Source organism: Winogradskyella sp. A2 (genome assembly GCF_046762865.1).
Taxonomy (GTDB): domain Bacteria; phylum Bacteroidota; class Bacteroidia; order Flavobacteriales; family Flavobacteriaceae; genus Winogradskyella.
In genome coordinates, this window is sequence record NZ_JBKQXM010000007.1 from 192,994 (window position 1) to 208,335 (window position 15,342).

17 protein-coding genes are annotated in these 15,342 nt (G+C 33.7%); 10 read left to right on the forward strand and 7 right to left on the reverse strand.

What is annotated here, in order from left to right; genetic code table 11:
• Positions 1-45: 45 nt before the first annotated feature.
• Entirely contained in the window at positions 46-1,107 is a 1,062-nt protein-coding gene (locus ACFWV9_RS13990) for a bestrophin family protein (RefSeq protein WP_411895855.1), read from the forward strand.
• Between the two features lie 6 nt (positions 1,108-1,113).
• Here ACFWV9_RS13990 and ACFWV9_RS13995 read toward each other — a convergent pair whose 3' ends face one another.
• The 4 genes from ACFWV9_RS13995 to ACFWV9_RS14010 all read right to left on the reverse strand — a co-directional run bounded on the left by ACFWV9_RS13995 (position 1,114) and on the right by ACFWV9_RS14010 (position 5,648).
• Positions 1,114-2,790, reverse strand: coding sequence for a SulP family inorganic anion transporter (locus tag ACFWV9_RS13995; protein ID WP_411895856.1), 1,677 nt, complete (start codon positions 2,788-2,790; stop codon positions 1,114-1,116).
• Positions 2,791-2,911: 121 nt separating this feature from the next.
• Positions 2,912-3,466 carry a DUF4136 domain-containing protein gene (locus ACFWV9_RS14000; RefSeq protein WP_411895857.1) on the reverse strand — a complete coding sequence of 185 codons (555 nt, stop codon included), beginning with the start codon at positions 3,464-3,466 and terminating at the stop codon, positions 2,912-2,914.
• 11 nt (positions 3,467-3,477) lie between these two features.
• A complete protein-coding gene (locus ACFWV9_RS14005; RefSeq protein WP_411895858.1) occupies positions 3,478-5,487 on the reverse strand; it encodes a urocanate hydratase in 2,010 nt (669 codons plus the stop codon).
• Positions 5,487-5,648 (reverse strand): DUF5522 domain-containing protein, encoded by a 162-nt coding sequence (locus ACFWV9_RS14010; protein WP_181855207.1) that lies wholly within the window; start codon positions 5,646-5,648, stop codon positions 5,487-5,489. Before ACFWV9_RS14010 ends, ACFWV9_RS14005 begins: the two co-directional genes overlap by 1 nt.
• A 380-nt stretch (positions 5,649-6,028) precedes the next feature.
• Between ACFWV9_RS14010 and ACFWV9_RS14015 the strand changes: the two genes are divergently transcribed.
• Genes ACFWV9_RS14015 through hemL form a run of 3 tightly spaced genes read left to right on the forward strand, consistent with a single transcriptional unit; the run spans position 6,029 to position 9,027 of the window.
• Positions 6,029-6,940: a 1-aminocyclopropane-1-carboxylate deaminase/D-cysteine desulfhydrase gene (locus ACFWV9_RS14015; RefSeq protein ID WP_411895859.1), complete on the forward strand. Its 912-nt coding sequence runs from the start codon at positions 6,029-6,031 to the stop codon at positions 6,938-6,940.
• Positions 6,937-7,737, forward strand: a complete 801-nt coding sequence (locus ACFWV9_RS14020; protein WP_411895860.1) for a glucosaminidase domain-containing protein — start codon at positions 6,937-6,939, stop codon at positions 7,735-7,737. Before ACFWV9_RS14015 ends, ACFWV9_RS14020 begins: the two co-directional genes overlap by 4 nt.
• 3 nt (positions 7,738-7,740) lie before the next feature.
• Positions 7,741-9,027, forward strand: coding sequence for a glutamate-1-semialdehyde 2,1-aminomutase (hemL, locus tag ACFWV9_RS14025; RefSeq protein ID WP_411895861.1), 1,287 nt, complete (start codon positions 7,741-7,743; stop codon positions 9,025-9,027).
• 50 nt (positions 9,028-9,077) lie between these two features.
• Here the strand turns inward: hemL and ACFWV9_RS14030 are convergent, their stop codons facing one another.
• The 3 genes from ACFWV9_RS14030 to ACFWV9_RS14040 all read right to left on the reverse strand — a co-directional run bounded on the left by ACFWV9_RS14030 (position 9,078) and on the right by ACFWV9_RS14040 (position 11,532).
• The gene (locus tag ACFWV9_RS14030) at positions 9,078-9,407 is read right to left on the reverse strand and encodes a hypothetical protein (protein WP_411895862.1); all 330 of its coding nucleotides are present in this window, start codon (positions 9,405-9,407) and stop codon (positions 9,078-9,080) included.
• 101 nt (positions 9,408-9,508) lie between these two features.
• A complete protein-coding gene (locus ACFWV9_RS14035; protein WP_411895863.1) occupies positions 9,509-9,946 on the reverse strand; it encodes a hypothetical protein in 438 nt (145 codons plus the stop codon).
• An 86-nt stretch (positions 9,947-10,032) separates the two neighbouring features.
• Positions 10,033-11,532 (reverse strand): hypothetical protein, encoded by a 1,500-nt coding sequence (locus ACFWV9_RS14040; RefSeq protein ID WP_411895864.1) that lies wholly within the window; start codon positions 11,530-11,532, stop codon positions 10,033-10,035.
• A gap of 150 nt (positions 11,533-11,682) precedes the next feature.
• Here ACFWV9_RS14040 and ACFWV9_RS14045 point away from each other — a divergent pair, with 150 nt between their 5' ends.
• From ACFWV9_RS14045 to ACFWV9_RS14070, 6 genes are all read left to right on the forward strand, one after another.
• Positions 11,683-11,865: a hypothetical protein gene (locus tag ACFWV9_RS14045; RefSeq protein ID WP_411895865.1), complete on the forward strand. Its 183-nt coding sequence runs from the start codon at positions 11,683-11,685 to the stop codon at positions 11,863-11,865.
• Positions 11,843-12,334 carry a hypothetical protein gene (locus tag ACFWV9_RS14050; RefSeq protein WP_411895866.1) on the forward strand — a complete coding sequence of 164 codons (492 nt, stop codon included), beginning with the start codon at positions 11,843-11,845 and terminating at the stop codon, positions 12,332-12,334. Before ACFWV9_RS14045 ends, ACFWV9_RS14050 begins: the two co-directional genes overlap by 23 nt.
• 56 nt (positions 12,335-12,390) lie before the next feature.
• Positions 12,391-12,870 carry a hypothetical protein gene (locus tag ACFWV9_RS14055; protein WP_411895867.1) on the forward strand — a complete coding sequence of 160 codons (480 nt, stop codon included), beginning with the start codon at positions 12,391-12,393 and terminating at the stop codon, positions 12,868-12,870.
• A gap of 69 nt (positions 12,871-12,939) precedes the next feature.
• Complete coding sequence (locus ACFWV9_RS14060; RefSeq protein ID WP_411895868.1) at positions 12,940-13,632, forward strand: lysostaphin resistance A-like protein; 693 nt, start codon at positions 12,940-12,942, stop codon at positions 13,630-13,632.
• A 40-nt stretch (positions 13,633-13,672) separates the two neighbouring features.
• Positions 13,673-14,551 carry an alpha/beta hydrolase gene (locus ACFWV9_RS14065; protein ID WP_411895869.1) on the forward strand — a complete coding sequence of 293 codons (879 nt, stop codon included), beginning with the start codon at positions 13,673-13,675 and terminating at the stop codon, positions 14,549-14,551.
• A 34-nt stretch (positions 14,552-14,585) separates the two neighbouring features.
• A complete protein-coding gene (locus ACFWV9_RS14070) occupies positions 14,586-15,332 on the forward strand; it encodes an alpha/beta hydrolase (protein ID WP_411895870.1) in 747 nt (248 codons plus the stop codon).
• Positions 15,333-15,342: the final 10 nt, after the last annotated feature.

Here is a 15,342-nt window from a genome sequence, read left to right on the forward strand (position 1 = left end):
TGGATTAAGAATTTCTGTATCTTAGATTCAACTAATCTTTAATAGATGCTAACCAAAAAACGATACTCGGTCAAAGACATGGTGCTTTGGACACGAGGAGAAACTTTAATTTATCTTTTATATGCTGGTGTAATTACCATATTATACCATGTTTTTGAATTCAATTTTTTAAATGTTCCATGGACACCAGTTGCCTTAATTGGTACAGCCGTTGCTTTCTTGGTTGGTTTTCAGAATAATTCTGCCTACGGACGTATTTGGGAAGCTCGAAAAATATGGGGCGCTATAGTAAATACTTCACGAACTTGGGGAATGAAAGTTCAAGATATGGTATCTAATGAATATTGTGATGAGCCTGTTTCTGAAGATGAATTAAAACAACATAAAAAGTCATTGGTATATCGCCATATTGCATGGATGACAGCTTTACGCTACGCCATGCGTCAGAGAAAGACTTGGGAAACACAACATCAAGCCAAAACAAATCAGGAATGGCGAAATATGATTCACATACCAGAAGAGGTGTCTACCCTTGAGGATAATTTGCTAATGTATTTATCAGATGAGGAAAAGGAATATGTACTTTCAAAAAACAATAAACAAACGGCTATTTTATATCTGCAGTCTAGGCATATTAAGGCCTTAAAAGAAAAAGGAATAATATGGGAATTTGCATTTTTAGAACTTGAGAATGTTTTAGAATCCTTATTTACACATCAAGGAAAATCTGAACGGATTAAAAATTTCCCATATCCAAGACAGTATGCAAGTTTGTCCTTGTATCTCACTAGAGTGTTTGCAATATTATTACCTTTTGGCTTAATACCAGAATTTGCTGATATAGGAAACTCTATGTCGGATAGTTTTTATTTAGTTGGGAAATATTTTATATGGACGGCTGTTCCATTTTGTGCGATTGTTTCATGGGCTTTCCATACTATGGAGCGTTTAGCAAGAACAGGAGAAAACCCATTCGAAGGTGGTCCAAACGATGTCCCAATTTCAACAATAGCAAGAGGCATTGAAATAGATTTAAGACAAATGCTAGATGAAAATCGGGATGATATTCCTAGTCAATTTCCTGAAGAAAAAAACGTTCAGATGTAAAATTTACTACAATTTATAGTCTGATAATGGTTTTGTAAATTTCTCAGGATCTTCCGCCAAATAATAACGAGGATCATCAACTGCTTCAACGATTATGTCTTCAAAAATCGAATTTCCTTTTCGTAATAATACTTTACAGTCCTCACTAAGATGTTTAAGTTTGATTTCTTTGCCTTCAGCATTATATTTATTTACCAAATTGAAAATGGCCTCTAATGCAGAATGGTCGCTCACACGAGATTCAACAAAGTCAATTTCTACTTTGTCAGGATCATTTTTGACATCAAACTTTGAATTAAAATTCTGAATTGAACCAAAAAATAAAGGTCCCCAGATTTCATAAGTTTTTGTGCCATCTGGTTGAATACGTTTTCTTGCTCTAATCATTGTGGCATTTTTCCATGCAAATACTAATGCAGAAATGATAACACCGGCAATAACAGCAACTGCCAAATCTTTCCAAACTGTAATAGCAGAAACCGTGATTAAAACAATGGCATCTGATATTGGTATTTTTCTAAGTATTCTAAAGCTACTCCAAGCAAAGGTTCCTATAACTACCATAAACATTACACCAACTAATGCCGCAATAGGTATTTGTTCTATTAACGGAGCACCAAAAAGAACAAAGCATAATAAAGCGATTGCCGCAACAGCTCCAGAAAGTCTACCACGACCACCTGAATCAACGTTAATTATAGATTGGCCGATCATGGCACAGCCACCCATTCCACCGAAAAGACCATTAAGTACATTGGCACCACCTTGAGCAATGCATTCTCGATTTCCATTCCCTCTGGTTTCTGTTATTTCATCCACTAGATTTAATGTCATTAAAGACTCAATTAAACCAACTGCGGCTAAAATGAAAGCTGTAGAGAATATTAAATCCCAATGACCAGCCAAAGTCCCAAATAAACCAAATATTTGATCTTGAAAGGTTGGTAAACCACCTTGTAATCCTTCACCACCACCTTCTCTAATAAAACTACCAACAGTATTCATTTCAACACCTCCAAAAATAGTAATACATGCAACTACAATTATTGCAATCAATGCAGCAGGAATCTTTTTAGTTAGTTTTGGTAATCCATACATTATACCCATCGTTAATCCTATGAAGCCCATCATTTTCCAAAATGAGACGTTTGTGAATAATGCAGAAAACCACTCTGAAGTATTGTTTAAGAATGAAATATCTTTGGGTACTGCATTTGGAAAAAGACCAAGCTGGGACAAGAAGATTACTATCGCTAATCCGTTGACAAATCCCATCATTACTGGGTGAGGAATAAGCCTCACAAACTTCCCAAGTTTAAATACACCTGCTAGTATTTGTATACCGCCAACAATCAATAGCGTTATAAAAAGCCACTGTAATCCAAGGTTTTCTATTGGTGTTTCTAAAGCTATTCCAACCTCGTTTCCTTTTTGAATTAAATGTACCATTACAACAGCCATTGCACCTGTGGCACCAGATATCATGCCTGGTCTACCACCAAATAATGCTGTTACAATACCCATCATAAAGGCGCCATAAAGACCAACTAATGGATCAACACCTGCAACAAAAGCAAATGCTACTGCTTCAGGAACCAATGCCAATGCAACTGTTAAACCTGATAATATGTCATTCTTTGGATTTTGAGTAAAATTCTTTCTTGTGGTTTGGCCAAGTATCATAATAGTTTCGCTTAGAAGTCGGCAAAGATAAATTATTTACAACGAAAGCCTAATTTGTAAATATGTGAAAACAAAAAAGCACCAATAAGTGGTGCTTTTCAAAAATATCTATAGTCATGAATTATTTTTCAGGTGGAAATTGCATCAAGGTTTTTTGTACAAATTCTTTAATTCTTGCTTCTTTCTTTTCAACACTTTTGGTTACTAGATAACCGGTTCCAGATCCTTGCCAAATCAATTCTTTTTGAGCATTGTCAATTATATCAATATAGAGCATACCTTCAGTTCTTGTAGAAACTTGGTTACCTCCCCAGCCAGGACCCCAGCCCCAGCCCCAGCCACCGTAGCCTCCCCAGCCCCAGCCGCCATAACCCCAGGCATTGTTGTAAACATCTACTCTTTGGGTTGATTTGGTGAACATACTAATTAGTATATCAGGTTGCTCAGATTTTGTATAGCCTTTAGCTAATAACTCTGTTTCAATAGCTCTTAATATTCTACGTTTATCAAGGTCACTAATTTCTGCTTTATCAATACCTGGCTTAAAAAAGGCAAAGGTTTTGTATTGGTCAAAATTTGCTTCTCTATCATAATCTGCTGCAACTCTTACGGAGCTGCATGATGATAAGACAATTGCAAAAACTAAAATTGGGATAAATTTTACTAATCTTTTCATATCACTTTTTTTTACATTTTTTCTAACAAATTCTCATCCACTTCGTTTGGTAATGTCACTTTTAGATTGGGTTCATTTTCCATTGCTCTTTTAATTGCGAATATCGCACCTTCATTTCGTGCCCAACTTCGTCTTGAAATCCCATTGTTCACATCCCAAAATAACATCTGTTTTAAACGTCTTGATGCTTCATTAGTACCATCAAGAACCATACCAAATCCACCATTAATTACTTCGCCCCAACCAACACCACCACCATTGTGAATACTTACCCAAGTTGCTCCTCTAAAGCTATCGCCAATAACGTTTTGAATTGCCATATCTGCTGTAAATCTAGAGCCATCATAAATATTACTTGTTTCTCTATAGGGCGAGTCTGTTCCAGATACATCATGGTGATCACGTCCCAAAATCACTATACCAATCTCATCTTTTTTAATGGCTTCATTAAAAGCTTCAGCAATTTTCATACGACCTTCAGCATCTGCGTATAATATTCTAGCCTGTGAGCCTACAACAAGTTTATTCTCTTGAGCACCTTTTATCCATTGAATATTATCAGCCATCTGCTGCTGTATTTCTTCCGGCGAATTTTGTTTAATTTCCTCGAGCACCTTGCATGCTATAGCATCAGTTTTTACCAAGTCTTCTGGCTTGCCAGATGCACATACCCAACGGAATGGTCCAAATCCAAAATCAAAGCACATTGGGCCCATAATGTCTTGAACATAGCTTGGGTACTTAAATTCTCTACCATATTCATTTCCGTCAGACAAAACATCGGCTCCAGCTCTTGATGCTTCAAGCAAAAATGCATTGCCATAATCAAAGAAATAAGTGCCTTTTGCAGTATGTTTATTTATGGCATTAACTTGTCGTCTTAAACTTTCCTGTACTTTTTCTTTAAATAATTCAGGATTATTAGCCATCATATCATTAGATTCTTCAAACGATAATCCAACAGGATAATAACCACCAGCCCAAGGATTGTGTAATGATGTTTGATCACTTCCTAAATCTACATACACATTTGCCTGATCAAATTTTTCCCATACCTCAACTATATTACCTAAATAAGCAATTGATACAGTTTCTTTTTTTGCTTTTGCATGTTTTACTCTGGAAACTAATTCATCAAGATTTGTGATTTTTTCATCTATCCATCCTTGATCTAATCTAACTTTAGTGATTTTAGGATTAACTTCTGCACAAACGGTGATGCATCCAGCAATATTTCCTGCTTTAGGTTGTGCGCCAGACATACCGCCTAGACCTGATGTTACAAATAGATTTCCATTTGGTATCTTCCCTATTTTTCTAAATCCGTTTAATACTGTAATTGTAGTGCCATGAACGATACCTTGAGGTCCAATGTACATGTAGCTTCCAGCTGTCATTTGTCCATACTGTGTTACACCAAGCGCATTAAACTTTTCCCAATCATCTGGTTTGGAATAATTAGGAATCATCATCCCATTTGTTACGACAACACGCGGAGCATCTTTATGTGAAGGAAATAAGCCCATTGGGTGGCCAGAGTAAATTACAAGCGTTTGCTCATCATTCATTTCAGCCAGATATTTCATTGTTAGTCTGTATTGTGCCCAATTTGAAAACACACCGCCATTACCACCATAAGTAATCAACTCATGAGGATGTTGTGCAACAGCATAATCGAGATTATTTTGAATCATTAGCATTATTGATGCAGCCTGCTTTGATTTTGTAGGATATTCGTCAATTGGTCTGGCATACATCTTATAATCTGGTCTCAATCTATACATATAGATACGACCATAAGTGTCTAGTTCATTTTTAAATTCGGGTAGCAGTACTGCGTGATGCTTTTGGTTAAAATAGCGCAAAGCATTTTTCAAGGCTAATATTTCTTCTTGTTTAGATAAAATTGCCTTCCGTTTAGGAGCATGATTAATTGAAGAGTCAGAAGGTTTTGGTTTAGGTAACTGTTCTGGAATTCCTTCTAATAACTGATCGTTAAATGATAATTTAGTTGTTTGCATTACTTTGTTTTTAAAGCATCTTTATTAAAACCGTATGGGCAGTGTCTGCATCCACTTTCACAACAATATCCTCTCTTTAGGTGGTATTGTTCGGTAAAGCAGCGGTAACCTTCGGGTGTTAAATAATAATCACCCTCTTCAATTGGGACATATTTCTTCATCTTAAACAAAGATAATGTAAATTGGTGTGATTTTTGAAGTCCATAATTCGTGATTCTTATTTCAAAATATATTGTACCTAGAGGTTACTTGGGAATAACCTTTTTTCCGTTTATGGTTTTGAAAAACAAAACTTTATCAAACAATAATATATTGATTAATCATGAAAAAATTCATTTGAAACAGCAACTAGAGTTATTGGTTATCCCATTTTTCGTTATTTATGGATTAGAGTTTCTTTTCAGGCTATTAAAGCACAGAAATAGGTATTTAGCATATAAGAATATCTCCTTTGAGAAGGAAGCTTATATAAATGAAAAAAATTTGAACTACTTAAAAAAACGACAATTTTGGGGTTTTATCAACTACTTTTGAAAAGACTATGCAAGCTATTAAAACATCAAGAATTCATGAGATCCCACTAAATGACCAAAGCAATATAAAGTTGTTCATTAAGCGTGAAGATGAATTACATCCTTTCATTTCGGGGAATAAATTTAGAAAACTTAAGTACAATTTAATAGAGGCTAAGCGTCTCAAAAAAAATACAATCTTGAGCTTTGGCGGTGCTTATTCCAATCATATTGCTGCTGTAGCTTATGCCTCAAAAAATAATGGTTTTAAATCTATTGGTATTATTAGAGGGGAAGAGTTGGGTAATAAAATAGAGTCTAATCCCACACTTCAATTTGCTAAGTCTTGTGATATGGAATTCCACTTTGTCACTAGAGCTTCTTATAGGGATAAAACTAAGCAGTGGTTTATAGACGAATTAGAAAATAGGCATGGTGATTTTTATTTAGTTCCTGAAGGTGGTACTAATCAATTAGCAATTAAAGGATGTGAAGAGATCTTAATCCCATCAGATAATAATTATGATTATATCTGTACGTGCGTTGGTACAGGTGGTACAATTTCTGGTTTGATAAATGCATCTGATGTTCGTCAAAAAATATTAGGTTTTACAGCGTTAAAAGGTGATTTTTTAAAGGAAGATATTCGTAAATTTGCACAGCAAAAAAATTGGGAGCTAATTACGGAATACCATTTTGGTGGTTATGGAAAAATAAAGCCAGAATTAATAACGTTTATTAATAGAATTAAGGCTGACTTTGATATTCCTTTAGATCCTATCTATACCGGTAAAATGATGTATGGGATTTTTGATTTAATAGAGAAGGGTTATTTTCCAGAGGAAGCAAAGATCTTAGTGATTCATACAGGCGGTTTACAAGGCATAGCAGGAATGAATTTGAGATTGAAACAAAAAAAATTACCGTTGATTAAAGAATGAGTAGAGTATTAAGAATTTTAGTTTTAACACTTTTTATTTTTGGTTGTGGACCCAAAAAGGGTATAGTTACCAAGAAAAAAGATGATAAAGAAAAAACAACTGAGGTGGTAGTTTCGGATTCAAGTTCTGAGAAGGACGATGCTACGGATAAAGAAATAGTGTCTAAACCCCCAAGTTCAGTTGATGCTTATATTTCTAAATACGCATCCATAGCAAAGGCCGAAATGCAAGAATCAAAAGTACCTGCAAGTATCACTTTAGCACAAGGCATCTTGGAGTCTGGTTCAGGTAAAGGACGCCTAGCGGTAGAGGCAAATAACCATTTTGGTATTAAATGCCATGGATGGAAGGGTGCTAAGATTTATCATGATGATGATCGTTCACAAGAATGCTTTAGAAAATATCAAAAAGCTGAATTGTCATACAGAGATCATTCCGAGTTTTTAACTGGTAGAAAACGGTATGAGAAACTTTTTCAGCTTAGACCAAATGATTATAAGGGTTGGGCTAAGGGTTTAAGAGCGGCTGGTTATGCAACAGATAGAAAATATCCACAAAAGCTTATAAGTCTCATTGAGCGATATGAGCTTTACAATTATGATGAAGAAGTTCTAGGAGAAAAAACCCCAACGAGAGTAAGGGTTAATGCGGGTACAACAATTCATATAGTTGAAAAAGGAGATACACTCTATTCGCTTTCAAGGCGATACAATACAACAGTTGATGCTATTAGAGGCTTGAATAATTTAAATTCTAATGATTTGACTATAGGTCAAGAACTTAAAATTCCAAATTAATATATGTTATATCAAAGAAGTAGCGCACTTTTTAAAGAAGCAAAAACTGTAATTCCTGGTGGCGTAAATTCTCCAGTACGAGCATTCAGTGCAGTTGGAGGAACACCAATTTTTGCTAAATCTGCTAAAGGTGCATATGTATATGATGAAGACGGTAACCGTTTTATTGATTACATAAATTCATGGGGACCAATGCTTTTAGGTCATGCATTCCCTCCAGTAGTAGATGCCGTTATTGAAAAAACCAAAGAAGGAACCTCTTTTGGTATGCCAACTGAATTAGAAACCAAGATTGCAAAACTGGCTGTTTCTATGGTACCAAATATTGATAAAATAAGATTTGTGAATTCTGGTACTGAAGCATGTATGAGTGCTATAAGATTAGCAAGAGGCTATACAAAAAAGGATAAGATTATAAAATTTGCCGGTTGTTACCATGGTCATAGCGATTCTTTCTTAATAGCTGCTGGTAGTGGCGCAACAACTTTCGGAACTCCAAATAGTCCTGGAGTGACTCAAGGTACCGCAAAAGATACTTTATTAGCTAACTTTAATGATTTAGCTAGTGTGCGAGAATTGGTTGATGCAAATCCTGGTGAAATTGCAGCGATAATTGTTGAGCCTGTTGCAGGTAATATGGGTTGTATACCTCCAAGAGAAGGTTTTTTAGAAGGATTGAGAACTGTATGTGATAATAATGATATTCTTCTCATTTTTGATGAGGTAATGACAGGGTTTAGACTGGCAAAAGGAGGTGTTCAAGAGCTTAAAGGTGTTGATGCTGATATTGTATGTTTTGGTAAAGTTGTTGGCGGAGGGTTGCCAGTAGGAGCATTTGCATCTAGAAATGAAATAATGGATGTTCTTGCGCCAAATGGACCAGTTTATCAAGCTGGGACTTTGAGTGGAAATCCATTAGCAATGGCGGCTGGTTATGCTATGTTGAAGACGATAGAAGCTGATAAAGGGTTGATGAACCGATTAGACGAAAAAACTAAATACCTACATACAGGTATTACCCAGGCTTTAAATAAAAACAACATTACTCATACAATTAATAGGATTGGAAGTATGATTTCAGTTCACTTTGCAGAGGAAGAGGTCGTAGATTTTGATACCGCTGCAATTGGTAATAACGATACTTTTAAGGCGTTTTTTCATGGCATGTTAGATAGAGGAATCTATATTGCCCCAAGTGCATTTGAAACTTGGTTTATAACAGATGCTTTGACTTACCAAGATTTAAACGAAACAATCTCTGCAGTAGAGGAGATTGCAAAAACACTGTAAACAGAAAAGCCTCGCATTTGCGAGGCTTTTTATATTATTTCTAGTGTAATTTAATCTTTAGGAAACTCCTTGTAACGCGAATATTGCTCATCAGTTAATATTGCTTTCATTTTATCCTCCAAAAGTGTATTAATTTTGTCTTTTACCCCTTCTTCAACAGTTGCTGCATTTTTTAAATCTAAAGTAGCTTGCATATATTCTTTGTACGCAGCATAAACCTGATCTTCTTGTTCAGAATCAAATTTTATAAATTTTCTTAGTTTTTCGGTTACTTCTGATGCTTTTTCATTTACCTCAATGATACTTGTTTGTGCAGTAAGAGATTGTGATCCAAAAATCATTGCTAATGCAAAAAAACAAAGGGTGATTACCTTTTTCATATTGATTAATTAATTATTTGAGCCTAAAATAACAATTTTATTTAATTAAATAAAAAAGTATCGCCTAAGCGATACTTTTTATAGTAAAAGTGATTGACACTTTATTTTCTCTTTGAACGTTTCCCTTTTCTGTGATGTTTTCTAGGCTTCATTTTTTTAAATTCTGCATATTGTTCATCCGTTAGAATATCTTTCATTTTTTGTTTCAACTCAATTTGATTGTCCAATCTTTCATTCTGCATCTCAAGAAATTCTTCCTTTGAAGGTTTTTCCTTCTCTTCTCTGTTTTGATGTGCTTCTCTTTTCTTTTGTCTTTCAACTGATTGCTTTAAAAGAATTGTCTCTACTTGTCTCTGTTGCTTTTCTGTTAAATCTAGTTTTAACGTTAATTTTTTTGTCTTAAGATTGGCAACCTCCTCAGGAGTCATGTCCTTCATGATTTCCTTCCTGTGATCCTGTCCCTTTCTCTCTTGTCTTCGGTCTTGTGCTGTAGCATTCAATGTTAAGAATGCTATCGCGATTACTACTAAGTTTTTCATTTTTAATTGTTTTAAGTTACACCTCTATGACCAGAAGAAATAGTTATGGTTTAAATGAAAAAATAGCTTTAACACAAAATTTAACATTAGGCTTTTTTTATCAGCTCGAGCGTTGTTGAATAGAGTTTAGATTTGTCTATTTTGCTCTTTAACCATGCATAAGAACTCATTACAAAAATGTCCTCTTTATGGACTGTTGTCCATGTAAAGGCATTTTCAATTTTGTTTCTTGTAATGTCAGTTGAAAAGCCTTCAGGGTTTTTATAGTATTGTTCTGCAAAGTTTAAAAAGGTAAAGATTCTTGTTTGTTTAATTTCCGTAAGATACTTTTTGTAGCGACGTCGAAAACTTTTAAGTCTGGAGTAGAGCAGGTCCTCTTCTCTTATCTCAATATATAGTAGTATTTCTGCTACATTTTTTTTAATTACCCAATCTATACCTGCCTTTTCAATATACCATTGATCAGTATGGTAGAATTTAGATAGTACAGATTTGGCTACAGTAAAATCTTCCTTTTGAAAATAAAACATAAGAAGTGATAAATGTAGATCTAGTAATGCTTCTATATCGCGATGCTTATTTGAAATTGCGATTTCAATTAAATCTATAGCTTTTTGTTGTTGGTTGTTATAGTTGAGGTTTAATGCTTCAAGGAGCGTTTTCTTAAGTATAAAATCTTTAAGATAAATTCCTTTTTTAAGAAGCATAAGCTCTTGCATCTCTTGGATATAATTCAAGGATTTTTCAAATCTTTTATTCCTGAAAAGTGTATTCGCAATGAGGTAAACAATCTGTATCTGATAGAAAAGTTGCTTTTCTGTTTCCTTTTTTTGTTTTAGAATAGAATAGCTTTTCAATACAAAATTTTCTATTTGATAATATTTTGTAGTTATAAGTGCGGAAATATTTGCAATAGCTAAAATTTGATAAAGCGATTTAAACGAAAGCGAATCTTGGAGTTCAATATTGTGTGCATTGAGTATTATTTGTAATTCTGATTCAAAGTCTATGATTTCACCCTTATAACTTATGGCATTTAAAAGCGAAGTTAACTTGGCATATACAATGTTTAATTGATCTTCTAGCTGGTGTTTTTTTTGGTTTTCTTGTTGTTTGTTTATAAGATCTTTAAGTTCAATTTTAGGATAGTAAGGTGCGTATTGAATTTTTGTGTGATATATCTCATTGAGTATTGGGAATAGCGAATTCTCATCAGCAAGTTTTTCGGCCTTGTCTAATATTTTATAAGCTACATCATAGTTTTTTTGTAACAAAAATGTACGTGATGCCAATATGTATTTTATAATCTGCATGTCAATTGAATTTTCGTCTTCGAGATTGTTATTGGCTATAAAATCTATAATGGACTGAAACAGCCTTTTTCTTAGAGCATGATATGCGTTGCACTGCACCACATTGTAGAGTTGTTTGCAGATGTCTTTTGAGCTAAGTTCTTCTTTGATTAAGAACTTAAATAACTGAATGTTTTTTGTGTCTCTCCTTTTGTTCTTACTCTGTAGATATGTAATGAACTTTTGTTGATCGTCAGGGTTGAAAGTGCTAACTATTGAATTTAGTGCAATCATTATATCGTCATTATTATTATAAAAATATTAATAAATTTAAGTATAATATAAATATAATTAAAAAATATATCGTCATATAAATTGAAATATTAGTTTTTAAAGTATCACAATCTATTGCAATTTTGAGCTGTAATCATCAAAACAATTATTATGAAATCTAAACTAGAATTCAATAAAAAAGAGGTCTTTAAATTGGCTTTGTTACTAAGTGTACTAGGACTTATAACTGTGTACTCAAAATCTATCTCAAATTATATGCTCAACTCTTACAATGAAAAGTTAGAGTTGGTAGCTAACCGCAGTACAAATAATGTTAACTGGATTAGATATTAAAATGCAACAGAAGCAACTTAATATTGCATTTTTTATTACTACAGGGATTTCGGTAGTTGTCTTTATCTATCTCGTGTTTTTGGGATATGACGAAATAAAAACCTTTAAAGACGTCGTGAAGATTATTGGTTCAGTTTTGTTTCCAATTCCAATACTGTTCTTTGTAAGATTTATTGTAATTGAACATTTCTTACCTGAGAATACTGACGAGTATAAAATAAAGAACCAAAAACCGGCAACAGTTCTTCTAGTGATTACCATCATTATTGCAATGGTGCTAATGCAAAGTATAGAGTTTTTGACCCATAAAAAGCTCGAAGATGCATTGGTACTTGCTCATTTAATCAATTCTACTTCAATAAGCTCTTATGTATTTAATTTTCTATTGTATAACAATTTGAAAGCCAATGGTATTTTAAGCGGTATACTTTTGGCTCTCGCAATTCACATTTTCTTTTTTTCCGCTTAAGTAAAATGAATATTTAATCTGTGCTATACTATGTTAAGCACAAAATATTACAAACTATGGATATTATCAAAACACCAAAAAACCAATCGAACTCAAGTAAAAGGGAATTGTTATTCACATTTCAAACCATAATAGTTACAGCACTATTGGCATTTACAGCTATTGCCTTTTTCTTTTATAATCACCTTACCGTTGTAAAAGGGATTAAAGTAATTTTTGCGCCGTTTCTCTCTGTTGTGCCACTTTTATTCGTACTCTCAATATTAAGGGATTTGAGAAAGGGATTTATTGAAGGTAATTATACCAAACAGCAAATACTAAGATTTGCCCTCCTTACTCTAGGTATAACTGTGGCATTTACAGCAATAACATTCTTGTTGTCTAAAATTGACGCTTTGGAGATTTTGTTGGCTGGAATAATAGCTATACTAAGCACAGTATTTTTCTTAAGGAGTAAGATAAAGGATATTTTAGGTATGTCTATTGTGACAGGAATTGCAGAAGGAATTATAGTGTATATGATCTTTTTGTTTTGATGATGGTTAGTTAGTAACCCAAAACCTCGCAGACTGGTTTAGAGCTGCGAGGTTTTAAAATAATTCATTATGAAAAATAAACTAACAAAATACCTTATTCAGTTTTCCGATATAGAATTAAGAAGGCCAGCTTCGGATAAGGTTAGAATTTTAGAGATTGTTGCAGCTGTATTGACTGGTATAGGGAAATTCATTTTTATGGATTATTTAAATTGGAGATTACCTTTTGTAATCATAGCCGTATTGGGTTGGAGCGCTTATGTATTTTATCGCTTTAAAAGGAATAAGTCGGTTCTAAAAGATTGGGGGTTTAGACGTGATAACTTTAAGTCCGTACTTAAATTAACCTTGCCTTTTGCTTTAGTTTCAATTGCATTATTTTTTCTAGTAGGCTTTATACAAGGTACAATTAATCTTACGTGGCATATAATCCCTTTATTAATTACTTATCCCATTTGGGGAAGTGTGCAGCAGTTTTTAACTATTGGTTTATTAGCAGGAAATCTAAATGAATTAAAGCGCCTGAATTTAAGCAAGAAAATAACAATTTTGCTGACCGCAATTTTCTTTTCAATTGTTCATTACCCATCAATTTGGTTAATGATTGGGACGTTTGTATTAGCGATATTTTATGGGTATATATATTTGAAATCCAAGAATATCTATGTGCTTGGTTTAATCCATGGTTGGTTAGGAGCCTTGTTCTATTATACCGTTGTAAACCAAGACCCATTTGCCGATGTTTTTTTGAAATATTTATAATATTCAAATTTTACTATCTTGTAGAATGTAATCTTCTATTATGCCTTATTGGGTTTCAACCGTATTATTAATCTTAGGAATTTACATTGCAATTAGTATAGCTTTATACTATTTGCAAGATTATATGCTATTTAAGCCAGAGAAGTTGCCTGAAGACTTTCTGTTTGATTATGAGAACCAAGAAACAAAGGAGTATAATCTTGAAACTAGAGATGGCGCCATAATCAATGGTCTGCGATTCTTTCCTAAAGGCGAAAGTCAAGGTGTGGTTTTATACCTAAAAGGCAACTCAAAAAGTATTAAGGGTTGGGGAAAGTTTGCAGTAGATTTCACAAGGCATGGTTATAATGTTTTAATGGTAGATTATAGAGGATTTGGTAAAAGCACTGGCAAGCGCTCTCAGAAAGCTATTAAAAGGGATTTACAAGAGGTTTACAATAAGATTAAGGAAAGAACTTCAGAGGATAGAATAATTCTTTATGGTCGTTCTTTAGGATCTGGTTTTGCAACCAAACTCGCATCACTGAATAATCCAAAGATGCTCATATTAGATGCACCATATTATAGTCTAACTAAAGTAACAGCGCGTTATGCACCATTTATGCCACTATCAATTTTAATTAAATACCCATTGCCAACGTACAAATGGTTAAAATATGTGCAATGCCCAATACATATAATTCATGGTACTCATGATAAATTAATACCCTACAAATCAAGTGTGAAACTGGCCCAAATTAATTCAAAGCTTACAAAAATCCATACAGTAATTGGTGGTGGTCACAAGAATTTGAATAATTTTGAATCGTATCACAAAATGTTGGATGATATTTTAAATAGTCAACCAAAAACTATAGACTTAGAAACTACAAGTATTAATGTCATCCACACATCAAAAAAATCTAAAAACAAAGCTTAGAAGATTAATAATAATTCTTTTAAGTACGTATGTTATGGTAGGAGCAGCGCTTTATTACTTTCAAGAAAAATTAATGTTTTTACCCACTACTTTAGATAAAAGTTATGTCTATGAGCTAAGTTATCCTAATGAGGAATTATTTCTAAAACCGGAGGAAGACGCATTAATTAATGCCATTCATTTTAAAGCTGAGAATCCAAAGGGAGTGATTTTGTATTTTCATGGAAACGCAGGTGATTTAAGCCGCTGGAGCAAAATCACGGAGTATTTTGTGGAAAAGAATTACGATGTTTTAGTTATGGACTATCGTACGTACGGCAAAAGCCAAGGCAAGTTAAGTGAGGAAGCTTTGTACAAAGATGCACAGTTTTGTTACGATTACCTATTAAAGGGATATGCTCAAAATGAAATTACATTATATGGTAGATCTTTAGGAACCGGTATGGCATCTTATTTGGCAATGAAGAACCAGCCAAAGCAGCTTATTTTAGAAACACCCTATTACAGTATTCTTGACGTAGCGAAACATAGGTTTCCAATTTTCCCTGTCAAGTCTTTGTTACGGTATCATTTTCCCAATTATAAATATTTACTAAAAGTAAATTGCCCTATATCTATAATTCATGGCACTTCAGATAATGTGGTTCCTTATGAATCTGGTAAAAAGCTTTCAGAATTAAGTGTTGAAAATCTCAATTTCATCAGTATTGAAGGTGGAGATCACAATAATCTCGTAGAATTTGATGATTACCATAAAGCAATTGAAAATATCTTAAAATAAAAAAGGCTTC

Excerpts from the sequence above, each read along its gene's own strand:
- ACFWV9_RS13990 (WP_411895855.1), top strand. The coding sequence starts at position 46 with ATGCTAACCAAAAAACGATACTCGGTCAAAGACATGGTGCTTTGGACA.
- ACFWV9_RS13995 (WP_411895856.1), bottom strand. The coding sequence starts at position 2,790 with ATGATACTTGGCCAAACCACAAGAAAGAATTTTACTCAAAATCCAAAG.
- ACFWV9_RS14000 (WP_411895857.1), bottom strand. The coding sequence starts at position 3,466 with ATGAAAAGATTAGTAAAATTTATCCCAATTTTAGTTTTTGCAATTGTC.
- ACFWV9_RS14005 (WP_411895858.1), bottom strand. The coding sequence starts at position 5,487 with ATGCAAACAACTAAATTATCATTTAACGATCAGTTATTAGAAGGAATT.
- ACFWV9_RS14010 (WP_181855207.1), bottom strand. The coding sequence starts at position 5,648 with ATGAAGAAATATGTCCCAATTGAAGAGGGTGATTATTATTTAACACCC.
- ACFWV9_RS14015 (WP_411895859.1), top strand. The coding sequence starts at position 6,029 with ATGCAAGCTATTAAAACATCAAGAATTCATGAGATCCCACTAAATGAC.
- ACFWV9_RS14020 (WP_411895860.1), top strand. The coding sequence starts at position 6,937 with ATGAGTAGAGTATTAAGAATTTTAGTTTTAACACTTTTTATTTTTGGT.
- hemL (WP_411895861.1), top strand. The coding sequence starts at position 7,741 with ATGTTATATCAAAGAAGTAGCGCACTTTTTAAAGAAGCAAAAACTGTA.
- ACFWV9_RS14030 (WP_411895862.1), bottom strand. The coding sequence starts at position 9,407 with ATGAAAAAGGTAATCACCCTTTGTTTTTTTGCATTAGCAATGATTTTT.
- ACFWV9_RS14035 (WP_411895863.1), bottom strand. The coding sequence starts at position 9,946 with ATGAAAAACTTAGTAGTAATCGCGATAGCATTCTTAACATTGAATGCT.
- ACFWV9_RS14040 (WP_411895864.1), bottom strand. The coding sequence starts at position 11,532 with ATGATTGCACTAAATTCAATAGTTAGCACTTTCAACCCTGACGATCAA.
- ACFWV9_RS14045 (WP_411895865.1), top strand. The coding sequence starts at position 11,683 with ATGAAATCTAAACTAGAATTCAATAAAAAAGAGGTCTTTAAATTGGCT.
- ACFWV9_RS14050 (WP_411895866.1), top strand. The coding sequence starts at position 11,843 with ATGTTAACTGGATTAGATATTAAAATGCAACAGAAGCAACTTAATATT.
- ACFWV9_RS14055 (WP_411895867.1), top strand. The coding sequence starts at position 12,391 with ATGGATATTATCAAAACACCAAAAAACCAATCGAACTCAAGTAAAAGG.
- ACFWV9_RS14060 (WP_411895868.1), top strand. The coding sequence starts at position 12,940 with ATGAAAAATAAACTAACAAAATACCTTATTCAGTTTTCCGATATAGAA.
- ACFWV9_RS14065 (WP_411895869.1), top strand. The coding sequence starts at position 13,673 with ATGCCTTATTGGGTTTCAACCGTATTATTAATCTTAGGAATTTACATT.
- ACFWV9_RS14070 (WP_411895870.1), top strand. The coding sequence starts at position 14,586 with ATGGTAGGAGCAGCGCTTTATTACTTTCAAGAAAAATTAATGTTTTTA.